The following is a 19,924-nucleotide window of genomic DNA, read 5'->3' as shown; positions in this document are numbered from 1 at the left end:
CGAGGGACAGACGATGCCGATCAAGATTTTGATGCCTGCCCTGTCTCCGACCATGGAAGAGGGCAATCTGGCCAAATGGCTGGTCAAGGAAGGCGACAGCGTCACCTCGGGTGACGTGATCGCCGAAATCGAGACCGACAAGGCGACGATGGAAGTCGAGGCCGTCGACGAGGGAACCGTCGGCAAGATCCTTGTTTCCGAGGGCTCCGAAGGGGTGAAGGTCAACGAGGTGATCGCGCTGCTCCTGGAAGAGGGCGAGGATGCCTCCGCGCTCGAAGGTGCCGACAGCGGTATCGGCGGCGATGGCGGTGGTCCGAAGGCCGATGCGGAACCGGAAAAGGCGAAAGCCGACTCCGCGCCGCAGGGCGATGCGAAACCGGCGCCTGCCGCCGCAGCGCCCGAGCTTGCCAAGGCCCCGCCGCCGCCGGCTGCCGCCGATGGCGGGCGGATTTTCGCCTCGCCGCTGGCGCGTCGGCTTGCCGCGCAAAACGACCTCGACCTCAAGGCGCTGTCGGGCAGCGGTCCGCACGGTCGCATCGTCAAGCGCGATGTCGACAAGGCGGTGTCTGAAGGCACCGGCAAGGCAGCCGCGGCTCCCGCCGCCGCCGAAGCGCCGAAAGCCGCCGCTCAGGCACCTGCCATGGCGAAGGGCCAGTCGAGCGAGCAGATCCTCAAGAACTTCGAGGATGGCTCCTACGAGCTCGTTCCGCACGACGGCATGCGCAAGACGATTGCCCGTCGCCTGCAGGAATCCAAGCAGACCATCCCGCACTTCTACGTCACGGTTGATTGCCGTCTGGACGATCTGCTGGCACTTCGCGCCCAGCTCAACGCGGCCGCGCCGACCGACAAGGACGGCAAGCCCGCCTACAAGATCTCGGTCAACGACATGACCATCAAGGCGCTGGCGCTGGCGCTGCGCGACGTTCCGGCCGCCAATGTGTCCTGGACCGCCGAGGCCATGGTCAAGCACAAGCACGCCGATGTCGGCGTTGCCGTGTCCATTCCTGGCGGGCTGATCACCCCGATCGTGCGTCAGGCCGAGATGAAGCCGCTGTCGGTCATCTCCAACGAGATGAAGGACATGGGCGCGCGGGCCAAGGCCAAGAAACTGAAGCCCGAGGAATACCAGGGCGGCACGACGGCGGTTTCCAACATGGGCATGATGGGCGTGCGCGACTTCGCGGCGGTGGTCAATCCGCCGCATGCGACGATCCTGGCCGTCGGCGCCGGCGAAAAGCGGCCCGTCGTCAAGGACGACGCGCTCGCCATCGCCACGGTGATGACGGTCACGCTCTCCACCGATCACCGGGCCGTCGACGGCGCGCTCGGGGCGGAGCTTCTCGCGGCCTTCAAGCAGTACATCGAAAACCCGATGTCGATGCTGGTGTGAATGCCAGGCGGCGCGCGCACGTGACGCGCGCCGCATCTTTTCAAGGATTGCCGTTCTACCGGAGCGCGCGCCCCGCCGCAGCGGCTCCCATGATCCATCTGGAGGGGACTTCATGAGCGCGACGTCATATGACGTGATCATCATCGGCTCGGGACCGGGCGGCTATGTGACTGCCATCCGGGCGGCCCAGCTCGGACTGAAAACCGCCATCGTGGAGCGCGAGCACCTGGGCGGCATTTGCCTCAACTGGGGCTGCATTCCGACCAAGGCGCTGTTGCGCTCCGCCGAAATTCTCGACCATGCAAATCACGCCAAGAGCTTCGGCCTGACGCTCGAGGGCAAGATGACCGCCGACGTCAAGGACGTGGTCAAGCGCTCGCGCGGCGTCTCCGCCCGTCTCAACGGCGGCATCGGCTTCCTGATGAAGAAGAACAAGATCGACGTGATCTGGGGCGAGGCGAAGCTGACCAAGCCCGGCGAGATTACGGTCGGAAAATCCTCGAAACCGGTCGTCGAGCCGCAGCACCCGGTTCCCAAGGGCGTGAAGGGCGAGGGCACCTATACGGCCAAACACATCATCGTCGCGACAGGCGCCCGCCCGCGCGCGCTTCCCGGCATCGAGCCGGACGGAAAGCTGATCTGGACCTATTTCGAGGCGATGAAGCCGGACACGTTGCCCAAGTCCATCGTCGTAATGGGGTCGGGGGCCATCGGCATCGAGTTCGCCTCCTTCTACCGCTCCATGGGCACGGAGGTGACCGTCGTCGAGGTGATGTCGCAGGTCATGCCGGTGGAAGATCCGGAGATTTCCGCGATTGCGCGCAAGGCGCTTGAAAAGCGCGGCATGAAGATCCTAACCGAGGCGAAGGTCGCCAAGGTCGACAAGGCGGCGAATTCGATCACCGCCCATGTCGAGACCAAGGACGGCAAGACGCAGACGATCACCGCCGACCGGCTGATCTCCGCCGTCGGCGTGCAGGGCAACATCGAGGGGCTTGGTCTGGAAGGCCTCGGTGTAAAGACGGACCGGGGCTGCATCGTCATCGACGGCTACGGCAAGACCAATGTGCCGGGCGTCTACGCCATCGGCGATGTCGCCGGCCCGCCGATGCTCGCGCACAAGGCCGAGCATGAGGGCGTTGTCTGCATCGAGAAGATCGCCGGCCTGCCGAATGTGCATGCGATGGACAAGAACCTGATTCCGGGCTGCACCTATTGCAATCCGCAGGTTGCCTCCGTCGGCATCACGGAAGCCAAGGCCAAGGAGCAGGGCCGCGAGGTCCGCGTCGGGCGCTATTCGTTCAACGCCAACGGCAAGGCCATCGCCCTTGGCGAGGACAACGGCATGATCAAGACCGTCTTCGACAAGAAGACGGGCGAGCTGCTCGGCGCGCATATGGTCGGCGCGGAAGTGACCGAACTGATCCAGGGCTTCGTGGTCGCCATGAACCTGGAGACCACCGAGGAAGAGCTGATGCACACGATTTTCCCGCATCCCACGCTTTCGGAGATGATGAAGGAAAGCGTGCTCGACGCCTACGGACGCGTTCTGAACGCCTAGCAGCGCAAAAACGCCGGGCAGTGCGTCTCTTGAGTTGAGCGCCGGAACCTTTACGCTCGGCACGCGCTGTCGGGCGCACACACGCAAAGCGGGGACTTCGATATGGTAATCGAAAATATTCTGATCTGGTGCGTCATCGGCCTCGTTGCCGGTTGGCTGGCGAGTCTGGTGCTCGGTGGTGGCGGGTTGATCCGCTATCTGATCTCCGGTCTGATCGGTGCGTTCGTCGGCGGCTTCCTGTTCAATCTGCTTGGCATCGACATCAATCTCGGCAATGCCATCGTCAACCAGATCGTGGTCGCGACCGTCGGTGCGATTGTCGTCGTTTTCATCGCCAGGCGGATCGGTTGATATCGGGCAAGGTCGCGGCGGGTTCGCTCTGCTGATCCGTCGCGGCGACGGGTCAGCTTCGAGGCGCTCGTCCGCGTCCATGCCGCCTCTGGCAAGCTGAATAGAAATCCTGAAAGGAGTGCGCGATGGGCCTGATCATGTGGATCATCATCGGCTTGATCGCCGGTGCGGTCGCCTACCGCGTTCTTGGCGGGCGCGGCGGCTTTGTCGGCAGCCTCGTCGTCGGTCTGATCGGCGCGCTTGTCGGCGGCAAACTCGCGGAAATCCTCAGGCTCAACATATCGGGCGGGTTCATCGACCAACTGGTGCTGTCGACCGTTGGTGCGATCCTGCTTCTGTTCCTCTGGCGCAAGATCAAGGGATAAGACAGTGTCCGACTTGCTTTCCCTCGACAGCTATCCGGCGCGGGTGCGCGAGAAGCTGCGCTATTGCGATACCGACAGCCAGGGCCACGTCAACAACGCGGTCTTTTCCGAAATGCTGGAAGCGGGGCGGGTGGCGCTGTTTTACGACAGCGAAACGCCGCTCGCAGACGAGGGGTGCGCTTTCGTGCTGGCGCGCCTGGAGCTGGACCTTATGGCGGAGCTTTTCTGGCCCGGGCAGGTCGATGTCGGCACGGGGATCGTGGAGATCGGACGGAGCTCGATGACGCTTGCGCAACTGGTGTGCAAGGAGGACGGCACGCCTGTCGCGAAGGCCCGGACGGTGATTGTCCAGCTGAACCAGACCGCACGCAGGTCGCAGCCGTTTTCGGATACGGCGCGCGAGATGCTTTCTCGCCACGCACTGCCGCCCGAGATGCAAGGCTGACATGCAGCGAAACTCTTGACCTTTCTCTTCAACAACGACAGTTAGAGGCCATGGTAACGATCCTCGATACAGTCTCGCCCGACACGGGCGACGCACAGCGGCCCCGGCACCCGGAAAAGGCGCATCGGCCCGACAATCCGATTCAGCGCAAGCCGGCATGGATCCGCGTGAAAGCGCCGACGTCGCCTGTGTATCGCGAGACACAGAAGGTCGTGCGCAACAACAACCTCGTGACGGTCTGCGAGGAGGCCGGCTGCCCGAATATCGGCGAATGCTGGTCGAAGAAACACGCCAGTTTCATGATCCTGGGCGACACCTGCACCCGCGCCTGCGCCTTTTGCAACGTGCGCACCGGCATGCCGGGGCCGGTGGACCCCAACGAGCCGGCCGGCGTCGCGGAAGCCGTCGCGACCATGGAGCTGCAACATGTGGTCATTACCTCGGTCGATCGCGACGATCTGGACGATGGTGGCGCGCAGCACTTTGCCGACGTGATCGGGGCGATCCGCGACCGTGCGCCGGGCACGACGGTCGAGGTCCTGACACCGGATTTCCTGCGCAAGCCAGGCGCTCTGGAAACCGTCGTCGAGGCTCGGCCCGACGTGTTCAATCACAATCTGGAAACGGTGCCCTCGAAGTATCTGACGGTGCGGCCGGGCGCGCGCTATTTCCACTCGATCCGGCTGTTGCAGCAGGTCAAGGAGCTGGATCCGGCGATGTTCACGAAGTCCGGCATCATGGTCGGGCTTGGCGAGGAGCGCAACGAGGTGCTCCAGCTGATGGACGACCTGCGTTCCGCCGATGTCGACTTCCTGACCATCGGGCAATATTTGCAGCCGAGTTCCAAGCACCATGGCGTTGCGCGTTTCGTTACGCCCGACGAGTTCAAGGCCTATGAGAAGATTGCCTATGCCAAGGGCTTCCTGAAGGTCTCCGCCAGTCCGCTGACGCGCTCGTCGCACCACGCGGGCGAGGATTTCGCAGACCTTCGCCGTGCCCGCGACGCGAAATTGGGCGTTCAGGGGGGCGCTTGAACGCCGGTACCGGGCGCCGGGCGGTCACCGCGCCGGTTGCCTTCGGGAAACCACGTGCAGCGCCGCACGGTTTCCAATTGCGGATTCCGCATTCCGTTCGACCCATCGCTACGTCGTGAGTGCCGATGCCGTCCTTCAAGACTGTCCACAAGGTTGACCATTCCGCCGGCGACATGTTTTCGCTCGTGGCGGATGTGGAAAAATATCCAGAGTTCGTTCCGCTTTGCGAGAGCCTGCATGTGCGCGGGCGCAAGGCGCTCGATGACGGCCGCGAACTCCTGGTCGCCGACATGACGGTGTCCTACAAGCTGTTCCGCGAGACTTTCACCAGTCGGGTCACGCTTGAGCCGGAGGCGGATCGCATTCTTGTCGAATATCTCGACGGGCCCTTCCGGCACCTGGAAAACCACTGGACCTTCCGGCCCCTTGGCGAAGACGCCAGCGAGGTGGGCTTCTATATTTCGTATGAATTCAAGAACCGTGCGCTCAGTGCGTTGATGTCGGCCATGTTCGACCGGGCCTTCCGGAAATTTTCAGATGCCTTCGAGGCGCGCGCGGACGTCGTTTACGGCGGCGGCTGACGGCTCAGCGGCCGTGGAAGGAGGGCGTGGTTCGGCCGGAGTTGCTGAAGCTGGAAAACGCTTTCTTGATGTTGATGAAACGCTGACGCTTGTTCGTTGCCGCGTCACTGGCACGCATCACCGTGAGATTGTCGTCTTTGACGCCGATATCGGCGAGTTTGACCTGCTGGTCGGGATCTTCGCACACACGGAACCAGCCGCTGCCGCCGTTGTATTCCAGGCCGACATCGCGCCCTTCCTCGGCCTCGTAATTCATCCATGCGACCGTTGCCGCCCTTGCGAAATACGGGCGTCCGCACAGGGCGATCTCGTGCAGCGTCGAGCCGTTGCGGTCAAACACCCGGTGGCTGGAAGAGAAGGTTCCGTCCGACTGGCGCGAAATCATGTGGTATTCGCCTGCCGCCGCCATGGCGGGCGAAAGGGCGGCAAGAACGACAGTGAGGCGAAAGATGTGCATGACGGATTGATCCCTTGGCATGCAACCTAGATGCGCAGAGCGTGGTTGCGAATCAATTATCGAAAACAGGAGATTGTCGGTCTGGTGAATGCTGTTTTCGACTAAACGTTCAACTTTGAAAGACCTTCGAGAGCGACCGCCACGCTGGCCAGGCGGATTGCCGACCGCGAGAGATCGCCAAAACGACGTTCCGCATGGACCGTGGCCCGCCCCCTTGCGGCGAAGCCGAAATGAACGAGGCCGACCGGCTTTTGCCCGGACCCGCCGCCCGGGCCGGCAACCCCGGTGACGGAGACGGCGACATCGGCGTTCGAGGCTTTCAGCGCACCGGACGCCATCGCCAGGGCAACCTCCCGACTGACCGCGCCATGTTCGCCAATCAGCGTTTCCGCGATCCCGAGCAGATCCGTCTTGGCGGCGTTGGAGTAAGTCACGAAGCCGCGTTCGAGGACGGCCGAAGAGCCCGGTATTTCGGTCAGCAAAGCCGCGATCAGCCCTCCGGTGCAGCTTTCCGCGGTGGCGATCGTGCGACCCGTGCGGGTGAATGCCGCGATCAGGTCTTCCGCGCCGGGGCGAAGCGGGGTCAGGTCCGTCATGTCGAAACTCAGCTCTCGTCGTCAGGGAAGAGGGGCAGGCGGACCGTGGCGGAGGCAAGGGCGGCAATGCCTTCCCCGCGTCCGGTGAAACCGAGCCGCTCGGAGGTCGTCGCCTTGACCGACACGCGCGAAAGCGGAATGCCGCAGATCTCGGCAATGCGCGCGCGCATGGCCTCGCGGTGCGGTCCGATCTTGGGTTCCTCGCAAACGATTGTCGTGTCGAGATGGGCGATGGCGCCGTCGCGCGCCCGCACGCGTTCCGAGGCAAAGGCCAGAAAGCGGTCGGAGGAGACCTTGTGCCAGGCCGGATCGGAGGGCGGAAAATGGTGGCCGATGTCGCCGTCGCACAGCGTTGCGAGAAGCGCGTCGGTCAGCGCGTGCAAGACCACATCCGCGTCGGAATGGCCTTTCAATGCGCGGTCGTGATCGATCCGGATGCCGCCGAGCATAACGTGGTCGCCGGTCTCGAAGGCATGTACGTCATAGGCGCTGGCGACGCGGGTGTCGCCGCGCGCGGCCCAGTCTTCGAGGGTCAGTTTCCGGTCGGCCTGCATCAGGTCCTCCGCCGTCGTGATCTTCACATTCGCCGGATCGCCGGCAACGAAACGGACCGTCTCGCCGGCCCATTGGGCGACGGCCGCATCGTCGGTGAGGTTGCTTGCCCCGTTGCGCGCGGCGCGTTCATGCGCGCCGAGAATGGCCGCGAAGCGGAAGCCCTGCGGGGTCTGGGCGGCGCGCAGCGGCGTCCGGTCGACGGTTTCGGCAACAGACGCAAGGCCGGCGCCGTCATCCTGCGCGCGTTTCACCGTATCGACGACCGGCAGGGCCGCGATCACGCCGGTTTCGCCAGCGGCAAGCGCGCGAACCGTGGCATCGATGACGGCCGGGGTCACGAACGGGCGGGCGGCGTCGTGGATCAGGACGGTTTGCGGGTCGTGCGGCTCAAGGGCGCGCAGGCCTTGCAGAACGGATTGCTGCCGTGTTTCTCCGCCGATCACCGGCGGCAAGAGGGCGCAGGCGAGGGAGAGGCCGGACACGCTGGCGTCATAGAGCGGCATGTCGTCGCGGTGGATCACAACCTGGATCGCGTCGATCGCGGGTGCCGAGGAGAGCGCGACAAGCGTGCGCGCGAGAACCGGCACTCCGCCGATTTCACGGTACTGTTTGGGCGCATCGCCGGATCCGGCCCGCGATCCGCGCCCCGCGGCGACAACGAGGGCCGCCGTTTCGATGGACGGACGACGCGAAGCCGAAGGCGCTTCATCTGCAGGCATTCAGGCACTTTCCCGGGTTGGAGATCCTGTCTGCGTTTTGAAACTTTCCACCGGCGATCTCAAGGCTTATGTGCGGGAGCTGAAATTGTCACTTGCGGGCGCAAGGCGGATGTCTATTCTATAGGCAGAATGGAAAGTGCACATCATATGAGCAACGCAAACGCGCAATCGGCGAAAGGCACGCTGGCGATCGGTGGGATCGCGGTGCCGAACCGCGCCTTTCTCGCGCCGATGTCCGGGGTGACGGACATGCCGTTTCGCCAGCTCGCGCATCGCTTCGGCGCGGGGCTTGTGGTCTCCGAGATGGTCGCCTGCGAACAACTCGCCGCCGGCGATCCCGAAACGCAGATGCGCAGCGAAGGGGTCGCGGGCGCATTGCACGTGGTTCAGCTCGCCGGCCGCGAGGCGCACTGGATGGCGCATGGCGCGCGTCTGGCGGAGGAGGCCGGGGCCGATATCGTCGACATCAACATGGGGTGCCCGGCCAAGAAGGTGACCTCGGGCTTTTCGGGCTCGGCGCTGATGCGCGATCTCGATCACGCGTTGCGCCTCATCGAGGCGACGGTTGCGGCGGTGCGCGTTCCGGTCACGTTGAAAATGCGACTTGGCTGGGATCATGACACGCTGAATGCGCCGGACCTCGCCAGGCGCGCCGAAGACGCGGGCGTCAGCATGATCACGGTCCATGGACGCACCCGCTGCCAGTTCTACAAGGGAACCGCCGACTGGGATGCCATTCGCGCCGTGCGCGAGCGCATTTCGGTGCCGCTGGTTGCCAATGGCGACTGCCGCACGGCAGACGATGCCCGCGAGATGATGCGCCGCTCCGGCGCGGATGCCGTGATGATCGGCCGGGCCTCCTACGGCCGCCCGTGGCTTGCGGGGCAGATCGGTGCGGACCTGGCCGGCAGGGTTGGCGTCGAGACCCCGCAGGGGGCCGCGCGTGCCGATCTCGTGTGTGAGCATGTCGAGGCAATGCTTCACCACTACGGACGGGACAAGGGTCTCAAGCTCGCACGCAAGCATGTCGCCTGGTCTCTCGACGACATGACACCGGCGATGCCGGTTGCGCTTCGCAAGGCGGTGCTGACATCGCACGACCCGCTTTTCGTGCTGTCGACCCTGCGCGACTGGATCCTTCACGGCAGCCGGGAGGCTGCTGCATGAGCGATATGCCGACCAACCCCGGATCCCGCAGCGAAGGCGCCTCGACGCCGATTCTCGACGCGCTGCCGCATCCGCTTCTGCTGATCGATCCGCAAGGGCGCGTGGCCGAGGCGAACATGGCTGCGGAGAGCTTCTTCCGCGCCAGCGCGCCGGTGCTGCGACGCCATCCCATGTCGCATTTCGTGCCGTTCGGCAGTCCGCTGCTCCTGCTGATCTCGCAGGTGCGTGATCGTGGCGCGCCGGTCAACGAATACAAGGTCGATATCGGCTCGCCGCGGATCGGGTCGGAAAAGATCGTCGACATCATCGCGGCGCCCGTCGCCGATTCTCCAGGCTCCGTCGTTCTGATGCTGCAGGAACGGGGAATGGCGGAAAAGATCGACCGCCAACTGACCTCGCGCGGCGCGGCGCGGACCGTTTCCGGCCTTGCGACCATGCTGGCCCATGAGATCAAGAACCCGCTGTCGGGAATCCGTGGCGCGGCCCAGCTTCTGGAGGGATCGGCCTCCGACGAGGACCGGGCGCTGACCCGGCTGATCATGGACGAGGCCGACCGTATCGTGAAGCTGGTCGACCGGATGGAGGTGTTTTCCGACGACCGTCCGATCGAGCGCGAGCCGGTCAACATCCATGTGGTGCTCGATCATGTCCAGCGACTGGCGTCGTCCGGGTTCGCCCGCAACGTAACGATCAATGTCGACTACGACCCGTCGTTGCCGCTGGTGTTCGCCAACCGCGACCAACTGGTGCAGGTCTTCCTGAACCTTTTGAAGAATGCCTCGGAGGCGGTCTCCGGCGGCCACGGAGGCGAGATCACGCTGACGACGGCCTATCGGCCGGGCATTCGCCTGTCGGTGCCGGGATCGCGCGAACGCGTCAGCCTGCCGCTGGAGTTCTGTGTACGCGACAGCGGCCCGGGCGTGCCGGAGGACCTGCTGCCGCATCTGTTCGATCCTTTCGTGACCACCAAGGCGAATGGCTCGGGGCTTGGTCTGGCGCTCGTCGCCAAGATCATCGGCGATCATGGCGGCGTGATCGAATGCGACAGCCAGCCCGGGCGGACCGTGTTCCGCATCCTGATGCCGGCCTACGCCACCCAAGACGAAACCTGACACCAAGAGATCCGACACCGGGGAACCCGAAAACATGCCGACCGGTACCATTCTTGTCGCAGATGACGACGCCGCGATCCGCACGGTGCTCAATCAGGCGCTGTCGCGGGCGGGTTACACCGTACGTCTGACCTCCAATGCCACCACCTTGTGGCGCTGGATCAGCTCGGGCGACGGAGATCTCGTGGTCACGGACGTGATGATGCCGGACGAAAACGCCTTCGACGTTTTGCCGCGCATCAAGAAGATGCGGCCCGATCTGCCGGTTATCGTGATGAGCGCGCAGAACACCTTCATGACCGCAATCCGGGCGTCGGAGAAGGGGGCGTATGAATATCTGCCCAAGCCGTTCGACCTCAAGGAACTGACCAGCATCGTCAGCCGGGCGTTGTCGGAGCCGAAACGCGCCCAGGTCGATGCGCCCGAGGACGGCGGCGAAAGCATTCCGCTGATCGGTCGTTCGCCGGCGATGCAGGAAATCTACCGGGTCTTGGCCCGCCTCATGCAGACCGACCTGTCGGTGATGATCAACGGTGAATCCGGCACCGGCAAGGAACTGGTTGCGCGCGCGCTGCACGACTACGGCAAGCGCCGCAACGGCCCCTTCGTCGCGATCAACATGGCAGCCATCCCGCGCGATCTGATCGAGGCGGAGCTTTTCGGCCACGAAAAGGGCGCCTTTACCGGCGCTCAGCAGCGCTCGGCCGGACGGTTCGAGCAGGCGGACGGCGGCACATTGTTTCTCGACGAGATCGGCGACATGCCGATGGAGGCGCAGACCCGGCTGCTGCGCGTGCTGCAACAGGGCGAATACACCACGGTCGGCGGACGGGTGCCGATCCGCACGGACGTGCGCATCGTCGCTGCGACCAACAAGGACCTGCGCCAGCTGATCAATCAGGGGCTGTTTCGCGAGGATCTTTATTACCGCCTCAATGTTGTGCCGATCCGGCTCCCGCCGCTGCGCGAGCGCATCGAGGACATTCCCGATCTCGTGCGTCACTTCTTCGCTTTGGCGGAACGCGAGGGGCTCCCGGCCAAGCAGATCGAGAATGCCGCGATCGACCGGATGCGGCATTACCGCTGGCCGGGCAATGTGCGGGAACTGGAAAACCTGGTTCGACGATTGTCCGCGCTCTATCCGCAGGACGTGATTTCCGCTTCGCTGATCGACCAGGAACTCAGTCAGCCGGCCGCGCTCCCCGATGAGGAAGAAAACGGGACAATCGACCTTTCAGGGTCCGTCGAGCGCTATCTCAGTACCTATTTTCAGACATTCGGCGACGCGTTGCCGCCTCCGGGTCTCTACCACCGGATCCTCAGGGAGGTGGAATATCCGCTGATCGGCGCGGCGCTGGCTGCCACGCGGGGCAACCAGATCAAGGCGGCGGAACTTCTTGGCGTCAACCGCAACACACTGCGCAAGAAGATCCGGGACCTCGACGTCCAGGTCATACGTGCGAACAGATAAGTGGTTGCGCCTGTCGCGCAGCATTCACAATGCGATCGGTCTGTCGTAATTTGGCAACAATGTGTGGTAAGGGTGCCGCATCTTTGCGCCGGTCCCGCATGGACCGATTCCAGACAATGGTTGCCCGACCTTGACCGCCGAACGAACGAGCGCCGCCGCCTATCAGGCAGACCATGGCCGTACGGGGCTGCGTGTCCGCCGGCTCGGTTTTGCGCTTGTGATCGTGTCCCTGATCTCGATCACCTTCACCTTCTTCCTGCTGATGGGCGCGACGCCGATTCCCCCAGACGGGCCTGTCGCCCAGGTGGCGATGGTGATCAACGGAATCCTGGTCGCGGCCTTGATGTTGCTGATCGGGCTGGAACTCTTGTCACTGTGGCAGGCGCGTCGCCGCGGCCGGGCGGCCGCGCGCTTGCACGGGCGGATCGTCACGCTGTTCAGCTTCGTGGCCGCCGTTCCGGCGATCCTTGTCGCCATTTTGGCGACGATCACGCTCGACCGCGGCCTCGATCGCTGGTTCGAGGACCGCACGCGGCTGATCATCGACAATGCGCTGACGGTGGCGCAGGCCTATCTTCAGGAACATGCGCGGGTTCTGCGCGGTGACCTGATCGCCATGGCGAACGACATCGACCGCGCCAAGGCCGTTTATGAGTTCGAGCCGACGCGTTTCGATTCCTTCTTCCAGACCCAGACATCCCTTCGCGCGCTTCTCGGGGCCTTCCTCATGAAGTCGGACGGCACAGTGATAACGCGGATCATCGTCAACCCGGACATGGACGTCCTTCTGCCGCCGAACCAGGCTTTCGAACAGGCAAGCCGCGGTGAACCGGTGATCATCGCGCCCGGGGTGTCGAACCTCGTTGGCGGCGTCATGAAGCTCTCCGCCTATGACGACATGTATCTCTATGTCACCCGGGCGATGGACAAGCGCGTGGTCGACTACATGCGGCTGGCGGAGGAGGGGGCCAACCAGTACACGCGCATGGAACAAAGCCGTTTCGGCGTCCAGGTCGCCTTTGCCCTTGTCTATACCGGCGTGACGCTGGTGCTCCTGCTGTCGTCGATCTGGATCGGTTTCGGCTTCGCCAACATGCTGGTCGCGCCGATCCGGCGCCTGATCGGCGCGGCGGACCAGGTGTCCAAGGGCAATCTCTATGTCCAGGTCGAGACCGACAAGTCTGCCGGCGATCTCGCCAATCTGGGCGCGACCTTCAACAACATGACGGCTCAGTTGCGCGGGCAGCGCGACGCACTCCTGGCCGCGAACGACCAGATCGACCGCCGCCGCCGGTTCACCGAGGCCGTGCTGTCGGGTGTCACGGCCGGGGTCATCGGTGTCGACGACAGCGGGCGCATCACGCTGGTGAACCGCTCGGCCCTGTCGCTCGTCGGGGTCAGCGAGAGCGCGCTGCTGGACGAGCCGCTGGCGCAGGCGGTGCCGGAGCTCGCCGACATCGTCGCGGATGTGCTGGCGCGGGCCGACGACCGCATGAGCGAGACGCAGGTGTCGCTGCACCGGCACGGCCGCGAGCGCACCGTCAACGTGCGGGTGACCAGCGAACAGTCGACACGCAGCGAGCACGGTTTTGTCGTCACGCTGGATGACATCACCGACCTTGTCACTGCGCAGCGCACCTCCGCCTGGGCCGATGTCGCGCGCCGGATCGCCCATGAGATCAAGAACCCGCTCACGCCGATCCAGTTGTCGGCCGAACGGATCCGCCGCCGATACGGCAAGGTTATCGTGGAGGATCGCGGGGTTTTCGACCAATGCGTCGACACAATCATTCGCCAGGTCGGAGACATCGGGCGCATGGTCGACGAGTTCTCCTCCTTCGCGCGCATGCCGAAGCCGGAAATGGAGGTTTCCGACCTGCGCACGACCGTGCGCGAGGCGGCCTTCCTGCAAGGCGTGGCCAATCCCGACATGTCGATCAAGACCGATCTGCCCGACAAGGCGGTGAAGGTGCGTTTCGACCAGCGCCTTGTCGGCCAGGCGCTCACGAATGTGATCAAGAACGCGGCCGAATCCGTCATGGCGCTGCCGCAGGATCAGGTGGCGGACGGGCGCGTCGACATTCATCTGGCACAAGAGGACGGCAAGGTGGTGATCGATGTCACCGACAATGGCATCGGCTTGCCGGTCGAAAACCGTCAGCGGCTGCTCGAACCCTATATGACGACCCGCGAAAAGGGCACCGGCCTTGGTCTCGCGATTGTGAAAAAGATCATGGAAGAACACGGCGGCGGCATCGAACTCCTCGATGCCCCCGGCGACACGGCAGATTCAGCCGGCGGGCGCGGCGCCACGGTTCGGCTCACGCTCGCAGTTGAGCCCGTTCCGACCCTTGCGGTCGACGCGGATCAGGTCCCTCCCACCTCGGAAACGGTTGCGACAGATGGCGTATGATATTCTGGTAGTCGACGATGAAGCCGATATTCGCGATCTCATCGCCGGCATTCTCGATGACGAGGGCTACAACACCCGCACCGCCTCCGACAGCGACACCGCGCTCGCCGCGATACAGGAGCGTCGTCCGTCGCTTGTGGTGCTCGACATCTGGCTGCAGGGCAGCCGTCTGGACGGTCTCGATCTGCTCGATGTGATCAAGGAACAGGACCCGGACCTTCCCGTCGTCATCATCTCCGGCCACGGCAACATCGAAACGGCCGTGTCCGCAATCAAGCGCGGCGCCTACGACTACGTCGAAAAGCCCTTCAAGGCCGACCGGCTCGTGCTGATCGCCGAACGGGCGCTCGAGGCCTCGTCGCTGCGCCGGGAAATCCGCCAGCTCAAGCAGCGAAGCTCCGACGCGCTGGACCTGCTTGGCAACAGCAGCGCCATGGGCCAGTTGCGCGGAACCATCGAACGCGTCGCGCCCACCAACAGCCGCGTCTTGATCACCGGACCGTCGGGATCGGGCAAGGAATTGACGGCGCGTACCATCCACACCGCCTCGCAGCGCGAGAAAAGCCCCTTTGTCGTCATCAATGCCGCCACGATCACCCCTGAGCGGATGGAAGAGGAACTCTTCGGCATCGAGGGCGACGATGGGCGGATCCGCAAGATCGGCGCCATGGAAGAGGCGCATGGCGGGACACTCTACATCGACGAGGTGGCGGACATGCCGCATGGCACGCAGGGCAAGATCCTGCGCGTGCTTGTCGACCAGACCTTCACCCGCGTCGGCGGGGCGGGCAAGGTCAGCGTCGACATTCGCATCCTGTCGTCGAGCGCCCGCAATCTGGAGCAGGAGATCGCCGAGGGGCGCCTGCGCGAGGACCTGTTCCACCGGCTCGGTGTCGTGCCGCTGCATGTTCCAGCCCTTGCCGACCGTCGCGAGGACATTCCCGAACTCGTGCAGTTCTTCATGGAACAGATTTCACTCAGTTCTGGCCTTCCGATCCGCCGCATCGGCGAGGACGCGATGGCGGTCCTGCAGGCCCATGACTGGCCGGGGAACGTGCGCCAGTTGCGCAACAACGTCGAACGGTTGATGATTCTCACCCGCGCGGATCCGGATGCGGTGATCACGGCCGACCTGCTGCCGGGCGAAATCGGCGCGGACGCGCCGAACCTGCCGACAAACGGGGGCGGTGAACACCTGATGGCGCTTCCCTTGCGCGACGCGCGGGAGTTGTTCGAGCGCGATTATCTTCAGGCGCAGATCAAGCGTTTCGGCGGCAATGTCTCGCGCACGGCGGAATTCGTCGGGATGGAACGCTCCGCCTTGCATCGCAAGCTCAAGTCGCTAGGACTGTCGTAGGCACGTCGGGGGCCGGGGCTCCCGTGCGCACCGGCATGCGATGAAGGAAACCGAACGATGAGAGTGGTGATTTGCGGGGCCGGCCAGGTGGGTTACGGCATCGCCGAGAAGCTCGCCGCGGAGCAAAACGACGTTTCCGTCATCGATTCGTCGCCGCGTCTGATCAATGCGATCCGCGACACGCTCGACGTGCGCGGCTTCGTCGGCCATGGCGCCCATCCGGATGTGCTGGCCCAGGCCGGCGCGGATCAGGCCGACATGCTGATCGCCGTCACATTGTATGACGAGGTCAACATGGTGGCGTGCCAGGTGGCGCATTCGCTGTTCAAGGTGCCGACCAAGGTGGCGCGCGTGCGTGCGCAAAGCTACCTCAAGCCGCAGTGGAGCGATCTGTTCTCCCGCGACAACATGCCGATCGACGTGATCATCTCGCCGGAAATCGAGGTCGGCGAGATGGTGCTTCGGCGTCTCGCTCTGCCCGGCGCTGTGGAGACCGTGCGGTTTGCCGACGATCAGGTCGTTGTCGTCGGCGTCGTGTGCCGGGAAGACTGTCCGGTGGTGAACACGCCGCTGCGCCAGCTCACCGAGCTGTTTCCCGACCTCGGCGCGGTGGTCGCGGGCGTTTTCCGCGGAAATCACCTCTTTGTTCCCAAGAGCTCCGACACGCTTCTGGTCGACGACCTTGTCTATGTGATTGCCCGCCGCGACCGGGTGCGGCGAACGCTCGCGATCTTCGGCCACGAGGAGCCGGAAGCGACCCGTGTGGTGATCGCCGGCGGTGGAAACATCGGTCACTACGTCGCGCACATGCTCGAGCAGCGCCAGTCGACGGCCAAGGTCAAGATCGTCGAACATTCCCGCGAGCGTGCGCTGAGCATCGCCGACACGCTGAAACGCACGGTGATCCTGCATGGCAGCGCGCTCGATCAGAACCTGTTGCTGGAAGCCGACATCCAGGACGCCGACACGTTGATCGCGCTGACCAACGAGGACGAGGTCAACATTCTGTCCTGCGTCATGGCGAAGAAGCTGGGCTGCAAGCGCAACCTGTCGCTTCTCAACAATCCGAGCTATCCCACATTCGCCCATGCACTGGGGATCGACGCCTTCGTCAATCCGCGCCAGGTGACGATTTCCAAGATCCTGCAGCACGTGCGGCGCGGGCGCATTCGCGGCGTGCATGCGCTGCAAAACGGCGCAGCCGAGGTGATCGAGGCCGAGGCGCTGGAAACCTCGCCGCTCGTCGGCAAGCCCCTGCGCGATACCGAGCTTCCGGACGGGATCCGCGTCGGCGCCATCTTCCGTGAAGGCACGGTGATCACCCCCGACGGCAGCACGATCATCCGCGCGCACGACCGGGTAGTGCTCTTCGCGATCGCCGAGAGGGTGCGCCAGGTGGAGCAGATGTTCCGGGTCAGTCTGGAATTTTTCTGATACGCATCAATATAGAAGAATGGCTTGGGGGCTGTCGCGCGCGGTCCCGGCCGTCAGGACCCGGATACAAAGGACCGGATGAACGATGTCAAGAATCGCCTATGTCAACGGACGCTATGTCCGCCATGCCGAAGCAGCGGTCCATATCGAGGACCGCGGTTATCAGTTTGCGGACGGTGTCTATGAGGTCTGCGAGGTCTGGCACGGCAAGATCGTCGACGAACGGCGTCATTGCGACCGGCTCGAGCGCTCCTTGCGGGAGCTGGCGATCGACATGCCGATGACGCGGGCCGCTCTTTCGCAGGTCATGCGCGAGGTGCTCCGCCGCAACCGCGTGCGCAGCGGGTTCGTCTATCTCCAGGTGACGCGGGGCGTGGCCCGTCGCGACCATTACTTCCCGTCTCCGGACACGCCGCCGGCCCTTGTCGTCACGGCCCGCAATGTGGCGCCGGAAACGGGCGACAAGGCTGCGGAAAAGGGCGTTGGCGTGATCACCGTTCCGGAAAACCGCTGGGACCGCGTCGATATCAAGACCGTCGGGCTTCTGCCGAACGTGCTGGCCAAGCAAAAGGCCAAGGAAGCCGGCGCCAAGGAGGCCTGGTTCGTCGATTCCGACGGCTATGTCACCGAAGGCGGATCGACGAACGCCTGGATCGTCACCAAGGACAATACGCTCGTGACCCGACCGGCGGACCACGGCATCCTGAAGGGGATTACGCGACAGGTTGTTCTTGATATGATTGAACGAAACGGTTTGTCCTTTGATGAAAGGCCCTTTACCGTAGCAGAGGCAAAGGAGGCAAAGGAAGCCTTCATCACTGCCGCCTCGACGCTCGTGATGCCGGTGGTCCGAGTTGACGACGCTGCCGTCGGCAACGGTCATCCGGGCGAATTGTCCCGCGAGCTTCGTCGGCAGTTCCACGAAGTGAGCGAGCTCGAGCCGGTCTGATAGGAACAAGGTGCCGGCCATGACCGCCGGTGCCGACACGGAACGTCCTGTGCTTCGCTCCGAGCAAGATCGCCCGGACCCGGAAGGCTCTTTTTTTGAGCTGTGGCGCCTGCAAAAACGGGCAGAAAATCGGTTCCGGATAGGATAGAGTCCCGGTCAAGCTCCGGAATCCTATTGGCGGTTCCCGGGTGTGATCGACGGAGAGACAGAACATGGCGTCGGGGCAGGCGACCGTCTCACCGGATCTCAAGCGAAGCGCAGTAAAACGACCAGGCGAATGCAGGAAATAATAAAACATGGCTGACCGCGCACAGAATCTTCAAGACACTTTTCTTAATCATGTCCGGAAACAGAAAACGCCGCTTACGATCTTTTTGATCAATGGCGTCAAGTTGCAGGGTGTTGTGACTTGGTTTGACAACTTTTGCGTGCTGCTGCGGCGGGACGGGCATTCCCAGCTTGTCTACAAGCACGCGATTTCGACAGTGATGCCGAACGCACCGGTTCAGCTGTTCGATCCGGGCGACGAGACGGATGAAAAGGCGGCGAGCTGATTGAAAACCCAGGAACGGCCAAAAACCGACGGCCAGGCGGCGGCGTCGTCTGATCACGCCTTCGACGGTCCGCGCGAGACAACGGGCGCCCGTGCGGCGGTGGTGGTGCCGGTGCTCACCCATCGCGGAGACGCGAGCGCGGACGCGAAGCGACGCTCGCCGGAGGCCCGGCTTGAGGAAGCCATCGGGCTTGCGGCCGCCATCGAGCTCGAAGTCGTATCCTCCGGGATCGTGAACATCGCCACGCCGAAACCGGGCATGCTGTTCGGCAGCGGCAAGGTCGAGGAACTGGCGGCGATCGTCCAGGCGGAAGAGATCGAGCTTCTGATCGTCGATCATCCCCTGACGCCGATCCAGCAAAGAAACCTGGAAAAGGCACTCAAGTGCAAGGTGCTCGACCGGACCGGCCTGATTCTGGAGATTTTCGGTGCGCGCGCCAGCACCGCGGAAGGCACGCTGCAGGTCGAACTCGCGCACCTGAAATGGCAGAAAAGCCGGCTGGTGCGCTCCTGGACGCACCTTGAGCGCCAGCGCGGCGGGCTCGGCTTCATCGGCGGGCCGGGCGAAACCCAGATCGAGGCCGACCGGCGGCTGATCCAGGAACGGATCACACGGTTGGAGCGCGAGCTCGCGCAGGTCAGCCGGACGCGGGAGCTGCACAGGCAAAAGCGCAAGAAGGTGCCGCAGCCGGTTGTCGCGCTCGTCGGCTATACCAACGCCGGCAAGTCCACGCTGTTCAACCGCCTCACCCGGTCCGAGGTTTTCGCCAAGGATCTGTTGTTTGCAACGCTCGATCCGACGCTGCGCCGGGTCGCGCTGCCGCATGGGCGGGAAATCATCCTCTCCGATACGGTGGGGTTCATTTCCGACCTGCCGACGCATCTGATCGCGGCCTTCCGTGCGACGCTGGAGGAGGTCACCGAGGCCGACCTGGTGCTGCATGTGCGGGACATTTCGCATGAGGACACGCAGGCGCAGGCCGCCGATGTGACCACCACGCTCGACCTGCTCGGGCTGGGCGAAGACCGCGATGTCACCGTCGTCGAGATCTGGAACAAGATCGACCTTCTGCCGCAGGAGCGGCGGGACGGTCTGCTTGCCGCCAATGGCGCCGCGACGGAGGCGGTTTCCGTCTCAGCGGTCACGGGCGCGGGCATGGACGACCTGCTGGCCCGCATCGAGCTGGAGCTTTCGGCCGGCAGCGTGGTCTTCGATGTGTCGCTTTCCGCCGATGACGGCGAAGGGATCGCCTGGCTGCATCGCAACACCGACGTCCTGTCGCGCGAGGACGCGGAGATGCTGTGCCACTTCCGGATTCGCGTCGCGGAGCGGCGCAAGGGCGAGGTCATGCAGCGGTTTCGGGGCAGGCTGGACCCGGTGGGCGGGCCGGCCGAGGGCTGATTGACGGCG

19 protein-coding genes are annotated in these 19,924 nt (G+C 64.1%); 16 read left to right on the top strand and 3 right to left on the bottom strand.

The window, feature by feature from the left end; all coding sequences use genetic code 11:
* Positions 1-13 precede the first annotated feature (13 nt).
* The 7 genes from G572_RS0102055 (at position 14) to G572_RS0102025 (ending at position 5,730) form a co-directional block, all read left to right on the top strand.
* Positions 14-1,393 carry a pyruvate dehydrogenase complex dihydrolipoamide acetyltransferase gene (locus tag G572_RS0102055; RefSeq protein ID WP_029057069.1) on the top strand — a complete coding sequence of 460 codons (1,380 nt, stop codon included), beginning with the start codon at positions 14-16 and terminating at the stop codon, positions 1,391-1,393.
* A 112-nt stretch (positions 1,394-1,505) separates the two neighbouring features.
* Positions 1,506-2,954, top strand: a complete 1,449-nt coding sequence (gene lpdA, locus G572_RS0102050) for a dihydrolipoyl dehydrogenase (protein WP_029057068.1) — start codon at positions 1,506-1,508, stop codon at positions 2,952-2,954.
* Between the two features lie 102 nt (positions 2,955-3,056).
* Positions 3,057-3,305 (top strand): GlsB/YeaQ/YmgE family stress response membrane protein, encoded by a 249-nt coding sequence (locus tag G572_RS0102045; protein ID WP_029057067.1) that lies wholly within the window; start codon positions 3,057-3,059, stop codon positions 3,303-3,305.
* A gap of 125 nt (positions 3,306-3,430) precedes the next feature.
* The gene (locus G572_RS0102040; protein WP_029057066.1) at positions 3,431-3,670 is read left to right on the top strand and encodes a GlsB/YeaQ/YmgE family stress response membrane protein; all 240 of its coding nucleotides are present in this window, start codon (positions 3,431-3,433) and stop codon (positions 3,668-3,670) included.
* A gap of 4 nt (positions 3,671-3,674) precedes the next feature.
* Positions 3,675-4,115, top strand: a complete 441-nt coding sequence (locus G572_RS0102035) for an acyl-CoA thioesterase (RefSeq protein ID WP_029057065.1) — start codon at positions 3,675-3,677, stop codon at positions 4,113-4,115.
* Between the two features lie 50 nt (positions 4,116-4,165).
* Positions 4,166-5,149, top strand: coding sequence for a lipoyl synthase (gene lipA / locus G572_RS0102030; RefSeq protein WP_029057064.1), 984 nt, complete (start codon positions 4,166-4,168; stop codon positions 5,147-5,149).
* Positions 5,150-5,274: 125 nt separating this feature from the next.
* Positions 5,275-5,730: a type II toxin-antitoxin system RatA family toxin gene (locus G572_RS0102025; RefSeq protein WP_029057063.1), complete on the top strand. Its 456-nt coding sequence runs from the start codon at positions 5,275-5,277 to the stop codon at positions 5,728-5,730.
* Between the two features lie 4 nt (positions 5,731-5,734).
* Here the strand turns inward: G572_RS0102025 and G572_RS0102020 are convergent, their stop codons facing one another.
* The 3 genes from G572_RS0102020 to G572_RS0102010 all read right to left on the bottom strand — a co-directional run bounded on the left by G572_RS0102020 (position 5,735) and on the right by G572_RS0102010 (position 8,057).
* Positions 5,735-6,187, bottom strand: coding sequence for a hypothetical protein (locus G572_RS0102020; RefSeq protein WP_029057062.1), 453 nt, complete (start codon positions 6,185-6,187; stop codon positions 5,735-5,737).
* A 101-nt stretch (positions 6,188-6,288) separates the two neighbouring features.
* Positions 6,289-6,783 carry a CinA family protein gene (locus G572_RS0102015; protein WP_029057061.1) on the bottom strand — a complete coding sequence of 165 codons (495 nt, stop codon included), beginning with the start codon at positions 6,781-6,783 and terminating at the stop codon, positions 6,289-6,291.
* A gap of 8 nt (positions 6,784-6,791) precedes the next feature.
* Positions 6,792-8,057: a bifunctional 2-C-methyl-D-erythritol 4-phosphate cytidylyltransferase/2-C-methyl-D-erythritol 2,4-cyclodiphosphate synthase gene (locus tag G572_RS0102010; RefSeq protein ID WP_051241466.1), complete on the bottom strand. Its 1,266-nt coding sequence runs from the start codon at positions 8,055-8,057 to the stop codon at positions 6,792-6,794.
* 147 nt (positions 8,058-8,204) lie between these two features.
* On the opposite strand from G572_RS0102010, the gene dusB reads away from it, so the two are divergent.
* The 9 genes from dusB to hflX all read left to right on the top strand — a co-directional run bounded on the left by dusB (position 8,205) and on the right by hflX (position 19,915).
* Positions 8,205-9,224 (top strand): tRNA dihydrouridine synthase DusB, encoded by a 1,020-nt coding sequence (gene dusB / locus G572_RS0102005; protein ID WP_051241464.1) that lies wholly within the window; start codon positions 8,205-8,207, stop codon positions 9,222-9,224.
* Positions 9,221-10,336 (top strand): two-component system sensor histidine kinase NtrB, encoded by a 1,116-nt coding sequence (locus G572_RS0102000; protein ID WP_037545087.1) that lies wholly within the window; start codon positions 9,221-9,223, stop codon positions 10,334-10,336. The genes dusB and G572_RS0102000 overlap by 4 nt, the downstream gene beginning before the upstream one ends.
* 34 nt (positions 10,337-10,370) lie before the next feature.
* A complete protein-coding gene (gene ntrC, locus G572_RS0101995; protein ID WP_029057057.1) occupies positions 10,371-11,807 on the top strand; it encodes a nitrogen regulation protein NR(I) in 1,437 nt (478 codons plus the stop codon).
* A 130-nt stretch (positions 11,808-11,937) separates the two neighbouring features.
* Complete coding sequence (locus G572_RS22080; RefSeq protein ID WP_208979001.1) at positions 11,938-14,220, top strand: sensor histidine kinase NtrY-like; 2,283 nt, start codon at positions 11,938-11,940, stop codon at positions 14,218-14,220.
* Complete coding sequence (gene ntrX / locus G572_RS0101985; protein WP_029057056.1) at positions 14,210-15,577, top strand: nitrogen assimilation response regulator NtrX; 1,368 nt, start codon at positions 14,210-14,212, stop codon at positions 15,575-15,577. Before G572_RS22080 ends, ntrX begins: the two co-directional genes overlap by 11 nt.
* 57 nt (positions 15,578-15,634) lie before the next feature.
* Complete coding sequence (gene trkA, locus G572_RS0101980; RefSeq protein WP_029057055.1) at positions 15,635-17,011, top strand: Trk system potassium transporter TrkA; 1,377 nt, start codon at positions 15,635-15,637, stop codon at positions 17,009-17,011.
* Between the two features lie 85 nt (positions 17,012-17,096).
* Complete coding sequence (locus G572_RS0101975; RefSeq protein WP_029057054.1) at positions 17,097-17,960, top strand: D-amino-acid transaminase; 864 nt, start codon at positions 17,097-17,099, stop codon at positions 17,958-17,960.
* Between the two features lie 296 nt (positions 17,961-18,256).
* Positions 18,257-18,514 (top strand): RNA chaperone Hfq, encoded by a 258-nt coding sequence (gene hfq / locus G572_RS0101970; RefSeq protein ID WP_029057053.1) that lies wholly within the window; start codon positions 18,257-18,259, stop codon positions 18,512-18,514.
* A complete protein-coding gene (hflX, locus tag G572_RS22075) occupies positions 18,515-19,915 on the top strand; it encodes a GTPase HflX (protein WP_084649826.1) in 1,401 nt (466 codons plus the stop codon).
* Positions 19,916-19,924: the final 9 nt, after the last annotated feature.

Origin of the sequence: Stappia stellulata DSM 5886, from assembly GCF_000423705.1 — a bacterium.
Taxonomy (GTDB): domain Bacteria; phylum Pseudomonadota; class Alphaproteobacteria; order Rhizobiales; family Stappiaceae; genus Stappia; species Stappia stellulata.
This window is presented reverse-complemented; position numbering and strand designations above follow the sequence as displayed.

What these genes read in the sequence shown, in the direction of transcription:
- G572_RS0102045 (WP_029057067.1), top strand. Translation starts at nt 3,057, where the DNA reads ATGGTAATCGAAAATATTCTGATCTGGTGCGTCATCGGCCTCGTTGCC.
- trkA (WP_029057055.1), top strand. Translation starts at nt 15,635, where the DNA reads ATGAGAGTGGTGATTTGCGGGGCCGGCCAGGTGGGTTACGGCATCGCC.
- lipA (WP_029057064.1), top strand. Translation starts at nt 4,166, where the DNA reads ATGGTAACGATCCTCGATACAGTCTCGCCCGACACGGGCGACGCACAG.
- lpdA (WP_029057068.1), top strand. Translation starts at nt 1,506, where the DNA reads ATGAGCGCGACGTCATATGACGTGATCATCATCGGCTCGGGACCGGGC.
- G572_RS0102015 (WP_029057061.1), bottom strand. Translation starts at nt 6,783, where the DNA reads ATGACGGACCTGACCCCGCTTCGCCCCGGCGCGGAAGACCTGATCGCG.
- ntrC (WP_029057057.1), top strand. Translation starts at nt 10,371, where the DNA reads ATGCCGACCGGTACCATTCTTGTCGCAGATGACGACGCCGCGATCCGC.
- G572_RS0102010 (WP_051241466.1), bottom strand. Translation starts at nt 8,057, where the DNA reads ATGCCTGCAGATGAAGCGCCTTCGGCTTCGCGTCGTCCGTCCATCGAA.
- ntrX (WP_029057056.1), top strand. Translation starts at nt 14,210, where the DNA reads ATGGCGTATGATATTCTGGTAGTCGACGATGAAGCCGATATTCGCGAT.
- G572_RS0102000 (WP_037545087.1), top strand. Translation starts at nt 9,221, where the DNA reads ATGAGCGATATGCCGACCAACCCCGGATCCCGCAGCGAAGGCGCCTCG.
- dusB (WP_051241464.1), top strand. Translation starts at nt 8,205, where the DNA reads ATGAGCAACGCAAACGCGCAATCGGCGAAAGGCACGCTGGCGATCGGT.
- hfq (WP_029057053.1), top strand. Translation starts at nt 18,257, where the DNA reads ATGGCTGACCGCGCACAGAATCTTCAAGACACTTTTCTTAATCATGTC.
- G572_RS0102055 (WP_029057069.1), top strand. Translation starts at nt 14, where the DNA reads ATGCCGATCAAGATTTTGATGCCTGCCCTGTCTCCGACCATGGAAGAG.
- G572_RS0102040 (WP_029057066.1), top strand. Translation starts at nt 3,431, where the DNA reads ATGGGCCTGATCATGTGGATCATCATCGGCTTGATCGCCGGTGCGGTC.
- G572_RS0102020 (WP_029057062.1), bottom strand. Translation starts at nt 6,187, where the DNA reads ATGCACATCTTTCGCCTCACTGTCGTTCTTGCCGCCCTTTCGCCCGCC.
- G572_RS0102025 (WP_029057063.1), top strand. Translation starts at nt 5,275, where the DNA reads ATGCCGTCCTTCAAGACTGTCCACAAGGTTGACCATTCCGCCGGCGAC.
- G572_RS0101975 (WP_029057054.1), top strand. Translation starts at nt 17,097, where the DNA reads ATGTCAAGAATCGCCTATGTCAACGGACGCTATGTCCGCCATGCCGAA.